This is a genomic window from Bradyrhizobium sp. (assembly GCF_036735945.1).
Classification (GTDB): domain Bacteria; phylum Pseudomonadota; class Alphaproteobacteria; order Rhizobiales; family Xanthobacteraceae; genus Bradyrhizobium.
Window position 1 is genome coordinate 20,351 of the sequence record NZ_DAINNI010000054.1, and the last position, 10,538, is coordinate 30,888.

At 63.9% G+C, this 10,538-nt stretch carries 15 protein-coding genes; 3 read left to right on the forward strand and 12 right to left on the reverse strand.

Annotated elements, in window-relative coordinates:
• Nucleotides 1-101: 101 nt before the first annotated feature.
• Genes V7E26_RS17900 through V7E26_RS17915 form a run of 4 tightly spaced genes read right to left on the reverse strand, consistent with a single transcriptional unit; the run spans nt 102 to nt 3,677 of the window.
• Complete coding sequence (locus V7E26_RS17900) at nt 102-1,271, reverse strand: ABC transporter permease (RefSeq protein WP_324418408.1); 1,170 nt, start codon at nt 1,269-1,271, stop codon at nt 102-104.
• Complete coding sequence (locus V7E26_RS17905; protein ID WP_324418410.1) at nt 1,268-2,212, reverse strand: ABC transporter ATP-binding protein; 945 nt, start codon at nt 2,210-2,212, stop codon at nt 1,268-1,270. The genes V7E26_RS17900 and V7E26_RS17905 overlap by 4 nt, the downstream gene beginning before the upstream one ends.
• Nucleotides 2,209-2,994, reverse strand: coding sequence for an HlyD family secretion protein (locus V7E26_RS17910; RefSeq protein WP_324418411.1), 786 nt, complete (start codon nt 2,992-2,994; stop codon nt 2,209-2,211). Before V7E26_RS17910 ends, V7E26_RS17905 begins: the two co-directional genes overlap by 4 nt.
• Nucleotides 2,991-3,677 carry a TetR/AcrR family transcriptional regulator gene (locus tag V7E26_RS17915; RefSeq protein WP_324418413.1) on the reverse strand — a complete coding sequence of 229 codons (687 nt, stop codon included), beginning with the start codon at nt 3,675-3,677 and terminating at the stop codon, nt 2,991-2,993. Before V7E26_RS17915 ends, V7E26_RS17910 begins: the two co-directional genes overlap by 4 nt.
• 9 nt (nt 3,678-3,686) lie before the next feature.
• Here V7E26_RS17915 and V7E26_RS17920 point away from each other — a divergent pair, with 9 nt between their 5' ends.
• Nucleotides 3,687-4,205, forward strand: coding sequence for a hypothetical protein (locus tag V7E26_RS17920; protein ID WP_324418415.1), 519 nt, complete (start codon nt 3,687-3,689; stop codon nt 4,203-4,205).
• Nucleotides 4,206-4,359: 154 nt separating this feature from the next.
• A complete protein-coding gene (locus tag V7E26_RS17925) occupies nt 4,360-4,788 on the forward strand; it encodes a hypothetical protein (protein WP_324418417.1) in 429 nt (142 codons plus the stop codon).
• A 108-nt stretch (nt 4,789-4,896) separates the two neighbouring features.
• Here V7E26_RS17925 and V7E26_RS17930 read toward each other — a convergent pair whose 3' ends face one another.
• From V7E26_RS17930 to V7E26_RS17950, 5 genes are all read right to left on the reverse strand, one after another.
• The gene (locus V7E26_RS17930) at nt 4,897-5,097 is read right to left on the reverse strand and encodes a hypothetical protein (RefSeq protein ID WP_324418419.1); all 201 of its coding nucleotides are present in this window, start codon (nt 5,095-5,097) and stop codon (nt 4,897-4,899) included.
• Between the two features lie 125 nt (nt 5,098-5,222).
• Nucleotides 5,223-5,348, reverse strand: coding sequence for a hypothetical protein (locus V7E26_RS17935; RefSeq protein ID WP_324418421.1), 126 nt, complete (start codon nt 5,346-5,348; stop codon nt 5,223-5,225).
• The gene (locus V7E26_RS17940; RefSeq protein WP_324418423.1) at nt 5,345-5,557 is read right to left on the reverse strand and encodes a hypothetical protein; all 213 of its coding nucleotides are present in this window, start codon (nt 5,555-5,557) and stop codon (nt 5,345-5,347) included. Before V7E26_RS17940 ends, V7E26_RS17935 begins: the two co-directional genes overlap by 4 nt.
• Nucleotides 5,558-5,793: 236 nt before the next feature.
• Nucleotides 5,794-6,141 carry a hypothetical protein gene (locus tag V7E26_RS17945; RefSeq protein ID WP_324418425.1) on the reverse strand — a complete coding sequence of 116 codons (348 nt, stop codon included), beginning with the start codon at nt 6,139-6,141 and terminating at the stop codon, nt 5,794-5,796.
• Nucleotides 6,141-7,445, reverse strand: coding sequence for a sulfite oxidase (locus tag V7E26_RS17950; RefSeq protein ID WP_324418427.1), 1,305 nt, complete (start codon nt 7,443-7,445; stop codon nt 6,141-6,143). Before V7E26_RS17950 ends, V7E26_RS17945 begins: the two co-directional genes overlap by 1 nt.
• Nucleotides 7,446-7,659: 214 nt before the next feature.
• Here V7E26_RS17950 and V7E26_RS17955 point away from each other — a divergent pair, with 214 nt between their 5' ends.
• Nucleotides 7,660-8,241: an NAD(P)H-dependent oxidoreductase gene (locus V7E26_RS17955; protein WP_324418429.1), complete on the forward strand. Its 582-nt coding sequence runs from the start codon at nt 7,660-7,662 to the stop codon at nt 8,239-8,241.
• Nucleotides 8,242-8,276: 35 nt separating this feature from the next.
• Here the strand turns inward: V7E26_RS17955 and V7E26_RS17960 are convergent, their stop codons facing one another.
• The 3 genes from V7E26_RS17960 to V7E26_RS17970 form a co-directional block, all read right to left on the reverse strand.
• Nucleotides 8,277-9,365, reverse strand: a complete 1,089-nt coding sequence (locus V7E26_RS17960; RefSeq protein WP_324418431.1) for a TRAP transporter substrate-binding protein — start codon at nt 9,363-9,365, stop codon at nt 8,277-8,279.
• Between the two features lie 106 nt (nt 9,366-9,471).
• The gene (locus V7E26_RS17965; RefSeq protein WP_324418433.1) at nt 9,472-9,882 is read right to left on the reverse strand and encodes a DUF2000 family protein; all 411 of its coding nucleotides are present in this window, start codon (nt 9,880-9,882) and stop codon (nt 9,472-9,474) included.
• A gap of 42 nt (nt 9,883-9,924) precedes the next feature.
• On the reverse strand, nt 9,925-10,314 hold the full coding sequence (locus V7E26_RS17970; RefSeq protein WP_324418438.1) for a DUF4189 domain-containing protein: 390 nt from the start codon (nt 10,312-10,314) through the stop codon (nt 9,925-9,927).
• Nucleotides 10,315-10,538 lie beyond the last annotated feature (224 nt).

The window sequence follows — 10,538 nt, forward strand, 5'->3', positions numbered from 1 at the left end:
GCCCCTTGTCATTCCGGGGCACGCGGAGCGTGAACCCGGAATCTCGAGATTCCGGGTTCGATGCTGCGCATCGCCCCGGAATGACTGTGAGATGTATAACCTCAATCAAGCGTGCGACGGAAGCGTGTCACCGCGATCGTCATCGCCACCAGCATCAGTACAATGAGTGCAATCGTGTCGTATTGCAGGTTGGAAGGCGCGGCGCCCTTCAGCATGATGGCACGGACGATGCGGATGTAATGGGTCAGCGGCAGGACTTCACCGAGATATTGCGCCCAGACCGGCATGCCCGCGAACGGAAACATGAAGCCGGACAAGAGAATGCTGGGCAGGAAGAACATCATCGATAGCTGCATCGCCTGCAACTGGTTCTGCACGATGGTGGAGAAGGTGTAGCCGATCGACAGATTGGTGGTGATGAACAGCGTCGTCAGCACCGCGAGCAGGACCACGCTACCGAGGATCGGCACGCCGAACAGGAGCACCCCGATGCCGACGATCAGCGTCGCCTGGATGAAGCCGACGATCACATAGGGGATGATCTTGCCGAACATCACCTCCACCGGCCTGATCGGCATCGACAGCAGGCTCTCCATGGTGCCGCGTTCGATCTCGCGCGTCACCGACAGCGCGGTGAAGATCAGCATGGTCATGGTCAGGATGGTGCCGACCAGCCCCGGCACGATGTTGAGCCGGGACTCCGCCGCAGGGTTGTAGCGCGCATGCGCCCTGATCTCGAACGGCATCTCGGGCGGATCGCCGATGTGAAGGTCGTGCGCCAGCGCGGTCTGCACCAGGGCGCCGAGCGAGCCGAGCGCCGAGCCGGCCGCGACCGGATCGGTGGCGTCGGCGGCGACCAATAGCGCCGGACGGTCGCCGCGCCGCACCGCGCGCTCGAAGCCGCGCGGGATCTCGACCCCGAACAGCACCTTGCCGGACTGCAGGAGGTCGTCGAACTCGGCGACGCTGTGCACCTCGCGGGTGAAGCGGAAGTAGCTGGTATTCTCCATCGCCTTGAGCACCGAGCGCGCGAGGTCGCTGTCCTCCTGGACCAGCACCGCCGTCGGCAGATGCCGCGGCGTGGTGTTGATGGCGTAGCCGAACAGCAGCAACTGCATGACCGGGATCATCACGATCATCGCAAACGAGACGCGGTCGCGGCGAAGCTGGATGAATTCCTTGACCAGCATTGCATAGCTGCGGCGCCAGAAGCCGAAGGCCGGCTCCCTCACTTCGCCAACGGGATGAACGGCGCTGTCGGTCGCGCTCATTGGAAATTGTCCTTTGAGCGGTTCATGAGGTCGATGAACACGTCTTCCAGCGACGGCTCGCTATCCTGCCAGTGCCACCTCCCCGCCTCCCGGTACGGCGCGATCGTCGCCTCGAGCGCGGCCTTGTCGCGGCCAGAGACGTGCAGGCTGGTACCGAACGGCGCCACCATGTCGACGCCAGGCTTGCCGGCAAGTTCGGTCGCCAACCCGTTGAGGTCGTCGCCCGAGACGGTCCAGGTCGACAGCGCCGATTTCGCGATCACCTCGTCCACCGTGCCGTGCACCAGCAGGTGGCCATATGCGATGTAGGCGATCTCGTGACAGCGCTCGGCCTCGTCCATGTAGTGGGTCGAGACCAGCACGGTCAGCCCTTCGGCGGCGAGCGCGTGGATCTCGTTCCAGAAATCGCGTCGTGCCTTCGGATCGACGCCGGCGGTCGGCTCGTCCAGCAGCAGCAGTTGCGGACTGGGCAGCGTGCAGGCGCCGAGCGCGAGCCGCTGCTTCCAGCCGCCCGAAAGCTCACCGGCGAGTTGCTCCTCGCGGCCGCCCAGGCCGATGCGCCGGATCATGTCGGCCGCGGCGGCGCGCGCGTCGCGCAGGCCGTAAAGCCGTGCGACGAATTCGAGGTTCTCGCGCACCGAGAGATCCTGGTAAAGGCTGAAGCGCTGCGTCATGTACCCGACCTGGCGCTTGATCTTGTCGGCGTCGCGGCGGATGTCGTAGCCGAGGCAGGTGCCCTCGCCGGCATCCGGCGTCAAAAGCCCGCACAGCATGCGGATCGTCGTGGTCTTGCCGGAGCCGTTCGGTCCGAGGAAGCCGTAGATCGAGCCGCGCTTCACCTGCATCGAAAGATCGTGCACGACCTCACGGCCGCCGAACGATTTTGAAAGGCCTTCGACATTGATCGCGATGTCGGGGGCTGCTGCGGGCGCTGCGTTCATCGCTTGTCCGCCACCGGCGTCCGTGGATTGAGGAACACGCTGATCGGCTGGCCGACGCGCAGCACGTCCGGCCGGCTCGGCCGCGCCTGGATCAGGTAGACCAGCTTGTTGCGTTCATCGAGGCTGTAGATGACAGGCGGGGTATATTCCGCCGTCGTTGCGATGAAGTAGATTTTTGCGGTGAGATCGGCCGCGCAATTGTCGCAGGTCACCTTCACCTCGTCGCCGACCGCGAGCTTCGGCAATTCGGTCTCCGGCACGAAGAAGCGCAGCTTCATGTTGCCGGGCGGCATGATCGACAGCACCGGCCGTTGCGACGGCACCATCTCGCCCTCGCGGAAATAGATCTGCTGGATCGTACCGGCCACCGGCGCGAAGCCTTTGCGCCGCGCGAGCCTGGTTTTCGAGGTGTTGACACGGGCTTCCGCAACGCGCAGCGCCGACAGCGCGGAATCGAGCGTTGCCTGGGTGCCCGAACCCGTCTTGCTCAGCGACGCCGCGCGATCATAGACCTGCTGGGCGTTGGCCAGCGTCGCATTGCTCTGGTAGAGATCGGCCTGCTGCAGTTCGTCGTCGACCGAATAGAGCAAGTCGCCGGTCTTGACCTCGTCGCCCTCCCGCACATTGAGCTTGATGACACGGCCGGTTTCGTCCGGGCTGACAAAGATCATGTCGGCCTCTACCCAGCCCTGAAAGCCGGGATCCCTGCGCTCCTTGCAGCCGGCGAGCACGATAGCCAGCGCCAGTGCGACCAGGACCGCTATCGCTCGCGACGAAGTCATGTCGTCCTCCGTTCGCCAAAAATCAGATCGAGATGCACGCGAAACATCGCGATCGCATCGAGCGGTGCGTGCCGGGCGAAAAGACTCTGCCAGATCACGGCAATCATCGCCGGAGCCACCAAGATCTGGGGAAACTCGGCAAGCTTCTTCTGCTTGATCTCCCCACTCGCGATGCCGCGTTCGATGAGCGCACGCATTCCGGCGAGCCCTCGCGTCACGACCTCGCGATAATAGAAGTCGGCCACCGCCGGAAACCGCGGCCCCTCCGCCACGATCAGCCGCACGATATCGCCGCGCCTTGTGGTCGCGATCTCGGCGATAAAATTTTTGGCGAACAGTTCCACCATGTCGCGAACCGACGCCCCCGGCGGCGGCGGCGTCGATGAGAGGCGGACCACCAGCGGAACGATGGCGGTGCTGATCAATTCCTCGAACATCGATTCCTTGTCCTTGAAATGCAGGTAGATCGTGCCCTTGGCGACGCCGGCGCGCCTGGCGACGTCGTCGAGCCGCGTCGCCGCGAACCCGCGCGCGATGAACTCGTCCATCGCCGCCTCGATGATCGCCCCACGCCGCTCGGCCGCGCGCTCGGCGCGGTTGGCGGCCGGGCTTGGCGGCGCGCGCCGGCGGCCAGCAGGTTTTGCGGCGTATTTTCGAGGGCTCCTGGCAGCTTCATTTTTCATGATTCATATATGACTGACTGGTCAGTCATTGTCAATTTTCCGTTGGACGGCGGCTCTCACATGGGCGTGACCGGCGCGGGCGAGGTCCGGGCCGCATTGAAGGTTTTGAGTGTTGCCGTGGCCATCCCACAGATGCGGGGTTGGTTGCTCGAGGCGCGCCCTCCCCGTCATTTGCTGGCGCAAAGAGCGACGCACTCCACTGTCATCCTCCGTGAACTTCTCGTGCTTTTTCCGGCGGTGGCTGTGGATGCACCGGGAGCCGGCTGGCAGAATGCGATCAGCGATACACGCAATCGCATCTGGTATGCGATTGCGGTTACGATGCTGCCATTCATTCCAATAGGATTGCTCGGCATCGCCTCGGTGGCCCTGCTAAAGGCATGGATGACGCCAGGAAGCCTGACTGGAATGGTCGCAGGCCTGCTCTCGCTCGGCACATTATTCCTGATAACAACGACCCTGATCGCGGTGATCGCGTCGCGTCTCTACCAGGTCATCGGCGAGCGGCTGAACGCGCCGATGCCCTGAGGACAATGCACCGACGATTTCCGTCTCGCTCGGCGGCAAGCGCGGCTGAAGCGTAGCCGCGACCATAGCCCAATGGTACAAGACAGCCGGCGGCATCATTGCAGGCCGCCGCTGAAAGGCCCTTGCTCGAGAATGAAGAAGAAGGGGTGATCCCATGACGCCAGACGGAATGGCCTTGGCCGCCATTGTGATCCTGCTGTTCCCGATGGGCTATTTCTTCCTGGCCTCGCCTGCCTTTCTGCTGGTGAAGCTCGACATCCCGCCCGTCACGCAGTTGCTGGGCGGCATGTTCAGCGTGCACTTCCTGATGCTGCGCATTGCTGCCGTCATCGGAATGATAGCCTTTGCGGTGGCGGGACGGCCGGCCTTCGTCGTCGGCATCGCCCTGATCGCGGCAATCGCGATCTGGGGGCGCGGCTGGTTCATGCAGCGATGGAATGCGGAGCTCAGCGCCAGGGATGCCGGCAATCCCGATGCAGTACGCCAGCTGCGCCGCCTGCACTGGGGCGGCATGCTGTCCAACGCCGTCGTGCTGTTCGCCGTCGTCGCCAGCATTCCCTATGTCAGCGGCGCGCCGGGCTGATCAACTCGGCAGGTAGACCGTAGCCCGCATGAGCAACGCGATATGCGGGATGAATTCCCGGATGTCGCTGCGCTCATCCGGGCTACGACACTGTCGTCATCAGCGATATCACGGGGCCGCCGCGCCAACCCGCTCGCGCAACTGCTCGAACTCGCCCGACTGATAGGTGGCGCCGTCGGGCGTGACGATCTCGACGTTCCAGCAACCATCCGACATCAGCTCGCTGGCTTTCTTCAACGCGGCCGGACCCGACTCCCGGTTGAGGGTGACGTTTCCAGCGGTATCCTGCGCAGTAATCAAAAACCTCATGTGACCGGCTCCCGCAAAGCTGCCGGTCATTCTGGCCTGAAGCGGAAGCGCGTCAAGCGTTCGCTTGAGCGCCGGTTCTGAGCTGTGCAGAACCGGCGCTCCATCATGAGGGTCGGCACGACCGCCTACTCGTCGGTCGGCCCGGGAAGCAGGCGGCGACGAAGCCGCTGGGCTTCGTGCCACGTGGCATAGGCCTCCCTGCCGAAGCGGGTGAGCGAGTTTGCGAATTGCACGAGAATGAGCGTGATCATGGCTGACGTCCCCCGTTGGCCAGGATGCGCTCGATGTCGCGCTCTGCGTCATCGGTCAGCGTGAATCCGCGGGCAGCAAGATACTGTTCGACCGCACGGTTAGCGTGCCGCTGCCGGGCTTCGAGATAAACGCGGAACAGTCGAGAGAGAAATGAGGGCTTTGGTGCAGGGGCAAAAAACGAGGCCCCAGTGGTGAGTACGTTCGCCATGGATAGGCTCCTTTAATCGGAGTTGTCCGTGGGCGAATCCATCCCCTGGCACGAGAAATAGGTATTGGTGTCGACAAATGCGAGGCCAAATTCGTCGCAGCCATGCATCAATTTTGAACCGCTCCGCGCAGAAATGCAGGGCGTAATCACATGGCTGTAACATCGAATACGCATGGCGCTGCGAGCCACGCGAATCAGTGGTGTTTCGCGATCACGGCCGCGTGAGTCTTGACCGCTCACTTCGCGAACGGATTGACCCAGCCTCCCCTGCCCGCCGGCGCGCGTGGCGGATAGGCGGTCTCGAGATAGTTCAGCACGACGTCGCGATCCTTCTGGTCGAGCGGCGGCATGCTGTGGCGGCGGACCATCAGGTTGATCGAATCCTCCCATTGCGCGCGCGTCATGCCCTGCTGCGCCACCAGGCGAAAGCCGTGGCAGGCGGTGCAGGCATAGAAGGTCTCGTTGCGGCCGGCGCCGGCAACGAACTCCTCCGGACTTTCATCGCGTGGCGTGAACGTCGTTTGTGCGCTGGCCGGTGCGATCCAGAGCGCAGCGGCCAGCGCAAGCCACGTCAGGCGCGGCATCATCCGACCAGCACGGCGATGCGGTGCATGGCGTTGCCGCCATAGCCTTGCGGATTCCAGAAGCCGGCCTGATGCGGCTGCATCGCGCCCCTGGAATCGGTGGCGCGCGCCCAGATCTCGAAATAGCCGTCGGTCGGCAGTTTCACCGTCGCGGTCCAGCGCTGCCAGTCGTACTTGTTCTTCGGCTTTTCCAGCGTGACGCGCCGCCAGCTCGCGCCGAAATCAAGCGATACGTCGACCTGCTTCACTGTTAGATCGCCGGCCCAGGAGGCGCCGCGCAGCTTCAGCTCCCTGGTGCCGGCGGCGAATTTCGCGCCGTTCGCCGGATTGGTGATGATCGAGCGCACCGGCATCGATTCCAGGATGCGGAAGTTGGCCGGATCGGCCTTGCCGCCGGGCACCATCGGCTTGATCGCGGTACGATAGGAAAACTCCGTCATGCCGGGGCCGTCATGCTCGCGGTCGCGGATCGTGATGCGCGTCAGCCATTTCTGCGAGGCCGAGCCGGCCCAGCCCGGCACGATCAGCCGCGCCGGCCCGCCATGGATGTTCGGCAGCGGCTTGCCGTTCATGGCCCACACGATCATCGTGTTCGGGTCCAGCGCCTTCTCGATGCGCACGCCGCGCGAGATGCTGGGCTTGCCGGCCTCGCCCGACAGATGCAGGTCGGCCGCATAATGCGCGGTGTATTTTGCACTTTGCTTCAAGCCGGCCTTCTTGAGCAGTTCGGCCAGTGGCACGCCGGTCCATTCGGCGCAGCCGGCCCCGCCATTGGTCCACTGGTTGCCGCGCGCCGGCGGCGAGAAACCCGCGCGGCCGTTGCCGCCGCATTCCAGCACCATGCGCCGCGTCACCGCCTTGTATTTCGACTTGAGTTCGCCGAGGGTGACCTCGATCTTGTTGTTGACCTCGCCATCGATCGTGATCTTCCAGGCGTCGGGATCCTTCGCCTCCTCGGGGATCTGTCCGTTGTTGCGGATGTAGAACTTCTCGATCGGCGTGGTGTCGTCGTCGAGCAGGCTCTCCGGCGTCTCCGCGACCAGCGGTTTTTCGCCGAGCACGACGAGCCCTTCATTCTTGCCGGGGAATTTGAGGTATTGCGGTCCCTTGGCGGGAGCCGGAGACGCGGCCTGCGCATGGGCCTGCGGAATGCCGATGCCGCCTTGCGAGAAGGGCAGCGTGCCGATGGCCGCCCCTAGTGCCGCCAGCGCCGAGCCGCCGAGAAATCTGCGCCGGCTGGAGTTGAAACGGTCGGTGTCGAATTGATTGCCTCCAGCCGCAGTGGCCCCGCGTCCGTGCGCCATGTCTCTCTCCCTGTTCGCCCGCTCCCGGGCTTTCTTGGCCGGCTTCCCCTCGGGAGCCCGGCTGGGACAAGTATTTGCGTTTTGCGCCGGCGCCGCAAGATCAACCGCGAGGCTGCGCTGCTGCATCCATCCTGACCTGGATCAAGGACGCGACGCCAGTCCTGGCTTCGGATGAGTTCTGCACAACGGGCCTCGGCGAACGGAAAGGCATCGAATGACGAAGCGTATTGCCATCATTCAAGGCCATCCGGATGCGGCGGGCAGTCACCTGCTGAACGCGATGGCCGACGCCTATGCCGCGGCCGCGGCGTCAACGGGGCACCAGGTGCGACGTATCGAGGTCGCGAAGCTGGAGTTTCCGCTGTTACGTACACAGGCGGATTTTGAGTCCGGCGAGTTGCCGGCGGCTCTCGTACCGGCCCGCGACGATATGCGGTGGGCGGAGCATTGGGTTTTTCTTTTTCCGCTCTGGCACGGCACCATGCCGGCCCTGCTCAAGGGCTTCCTGGAGCACATCTTTCGGCCGGGCTTTGCCATGGAATACCGGGAAAAGCAGTTCCCAAGACGTCTGCTCGCCGGGCGCTCGGCCCGCATCGTCGTGACCATGGGCATGCCGGTGATGCTGTATCGATGGTACTTCGGCGCCTTCGGGGTGCGGGCGTTCGAGCGCAGCATGCTGAGTTTTGCCGGCATCAAGCCGATTCGCGAGAGCCTTTACGGGCTCACTTTCGCCGACGAGAAGAAGCGTTTGCGCTGGATCGAAGACATGCGCGGATACGGCGCCCGCGCCAGCTGAGGGGGCTCGCGCCCCCTCTCCGATCGACCTGCCGCTCAGCCCTTGCGCATTTTGCTGAGCAGGTAGTTGTCGTAATAGTTTTCCGCGATCTGCGTGTAGAAGAGCACTTCCTTCATGTAGGCGTCGTGGCTCTCCTTGGTCTTCTTGAACAGCGGGCTCTTCTCGGCGATCTCGTTCAGATGGTCCTGCGTCGCCTTGTAGCAGGCCTCCATGACCGGCTGCGGGAAGGCGCGCAGCTCAGCCCCGCCGGCGACGAGCCGCTTCAGCGCGGCCGGATTGACGCTGTCGTATTTCTCGATCATCCACGCGCCCGCGGCGCCACCGGCCTGGTTGAGGATCGCCTGGTACTGCTTGGGCAGCGCGTTCCACTTCTCCTCATTGACGATCATGTGCAGCATGGCGCCACCTTCCCACCAGCCGGGGAAGTAATAGTACTTCGCCACCTTGTAGAAGCCGAGCTTCTCGTCGTCGTAGGGGCCCACGAACTCCGCCGCATCGATCGTCCCCTTCTCGAGCGCCGGATATACATCGCCGCCCGCGATCTGCTGCGGCACGACGCCGAGCCGTGAGAGGACATGGCCGCCCATGCCCGCGATGCGGAACTTGAGGCCTTTGAGATCATCGACGGTCTTGATCTCCTTGCGGAACCAGCCGCCCATTTGCGTGCCGGAATTGCCGCACAGGATCGCGTGCGTCTTGAATGGTTTCAGGGCCTCGTTGCAGAGTTCGGCGCCGCCGCCGAACGACCACCAGGAATGCTGATGGCGGTGGTTCATGCCGAACGGCGCGCCGGTGGCGTAAGCAAGCGCCGGTTCCTTGCCGATGTAGAAATAGAGCGGCGTCTGCGCCATCTCGACGGTGGCGTTGCTCACGGCATCGAGCGCCTGCAGGCCGGGCACGATCTCGCCCGCCGAAAAGGTCTGGATCTGAAACTTGTTGTCGGTGGCATCAGCCACGTATTTCGCAAAAGTCTGCGCCGTGCCGTAGATCGTGTCGAGCGATTTCGGAAAGCTCGAGGTCAGCCGCCACTTGATCTCGGGTGCGCCTTGCGCGATCGCGGGTGCCGCCACTAGCGTCGCCGCGCCGGCCACGGCGCTGCCTTGGAGGAACGTACGGCGTTTCATGATGTGCTTACTCCTTCGATTACAATCCATTGGCGCAAGGGGCGCGGCCCTTTTCCGGGACCATCCGGCTCCCACCATACCGAACTTCCGGGCAGGCGTGGAAGCGCTAGCTGTGAAACCTCAGCCCGTCGATGATCTTGTCGATCACCTTGCGCTCGGCGCGCATGGCGATCCCGACCAGGTTGAGATCGGCGCGGATCACGCCCTTGACCACCTCGCGGTTGGCGGCGTCATGCGTGGTCCTGAACATGTCCTCGGTATAGACCGCGGGCGCGACGTTACGGGCCAGCGCGCGCTCCAGCGCCCGCGACAGCGCCGGGCGGTCGGCGCCGTAGATCAGGATCGGCTGGCCGATCAGCGACAAATATTGCGTGCCCGAGGCGTCGCCATAGGCCTCGCCGATGCATTCCGGAAAGGCGGCCGCGATGCCGCCGGCGAGGAAGGACGCGACGTTGAGCTTCTGCCAGGCTTCGAGATCGGTCCGGATCACGACCGCGATCTTGGTGTCGAATTGCATTTGCGAATTACCGATAGGCTTGAGGGTTGGAGGGGCAACCTATCACCCCTTGGCGTCGCAGGCCCAGGCGCGGATGACACATTCCTTGCCGCCGAATTCGTAGCACTTTTTCGTCGCGGCGTTGAGCGAGCTCGAAATCCTGGGTTTGACGGCGTAGCCGTGGGCGCCGCAGGGGTTGGTCATGTCGACCGCGAGCGCGGCACAGGCCCGCTTCATGGTCACCGCCGTGCAGGCGCCCTTGCATTGCTTCAGCGCCGCGGCACGCGCCGCTGCCTCGGCGGGATAGTCGTAGGCCTGGCCATAGGCGCCGCATTTGCCGATGGCGAAGGCGCCGGCCGCCCAAGCCTTCGTAATGAAGCTCGAAACGGCCAGTATCAGCGTCACGGCAACGACGAACAACGCGCGGCGCTTTGCCGCGACGGTCGAGACAATCAAGATCCCCTCCCCCAGAGGTAGCGCGGCAGAATCTAGGGCGAGGGAGTTTCCAGTTGGTGAATGGAGTCTGTGTATTGGACCCTCATGGTGAGGAGGCGCGAATGTACCGTCTCGAACCATGCGGCCCGACCGACTGGTGGCATTCATCCTTCGAGACGCGCGAAGACGCGCTCCTCAGAGTGTGAGAATCTTTCGGCAACGAGCATTTGCCACGGCCGCGA

Bases quoted from the DNA above. Each gene is read 5' to 3' on its own strand.
- V7E26_RS17900 (WP_324418408.1), bottom strand. From the start codon at position 1,271: ATGAGCGCGACCGACAGCGCCGTTCATCCCGTTGGCGAAGTGAGGGAG.
- V7E26_RS17905 (WP_324418410.1), bottom strand. From the start codon at position 2,212: ATGAACGCAGCGCCCGCAGCAGCCCCCGACATCGCGATCAATGTCGAA.
- V7E26_RS17910 (WP_324418411.1), bottom strand. From the start codon at position 2,994: ATGACTTCGTCGCGAGCGATAGCGGTCCTGGTCGCACTGGCGCTGGCT.
- V7E26_RS17915 (WP_324418413.1), bottom strand. From the start codon at position 3,677: ATGAAAAATGAAGCTGCCAGGAGCCCTCGAAAATACGCCGCAAAACCT.
- V7E26_RS17920 (WP_324418415.1), top strand. From the start codon at position 3,687: ATGACTGACTGGTCAGTCATTGTCAATTTTCCGTTGGACGGCGGCTCT.
- V7E26_RS17925 (WP_324418417.1), top strand. From the start codon at position 4,360: ATGACGCCAGACGGAATGGCCTTGGCCGCCATTGTGATCCTGCTGTTC.
- V7E26_RS17930 (WP_324418419.1), bottom strand. From the start codon at position 5,097: ATGAGGTTTTTGATTACTGCGCAGGATACCGCTGGAAACGTCACCCTC.
- V7E26_RS17935 (WP_324418421.1), bottom strand. From the start codon at position 5,348: ATGATCACGCTCATTCTCGTGCAATTCGCAAACTCGCTCACCCGCTTC.
- V7E26_RS17940 (WP_324418423.1), bottom strand. From the start codon at position 5,557: ATGGCGAACGTACTCACCACTGGGGCCTCGTTTTTTGCCCCTGCACCA.
- V7E26_RS17945 (WP_324418425.1), bottom strand. From the start codon at position 6,141: ATGCCGCGCCTGACGTGGCTTGCGCTGGCCGCTGCGCTCTGGATCGCA.
- V7E26_RS17950 (WP_324418427.1), bottom strand. From the start codon at position 7,445: ATGGCGCACGGACGCGGGGCCACTGCGGCTGGAGGCAATCAATTCGAC.
- V7E26_RS17955 (WP_324418429.1), top strand. From the start codon at position 7,660: ATGACGAAGCGTATTGCCATCATTCAAGGCCATCCGGATGCGGCGGGC.
- V7E26_RS17960 (WP_324418431.1), bottom strand. From the start codon at position 9,365: ATGAAACGCCGTACGTTCCTCCAAGGCAGCGCCGTGGCCGGCGCGGCG.
- V7E26_RS17965 (WP_324418433.1), bottom strand. From the start codon at position 9,882: ATGCAATTCGACACCAAGATCGCGGTCGTGATCCGGACCGATCTCGAA.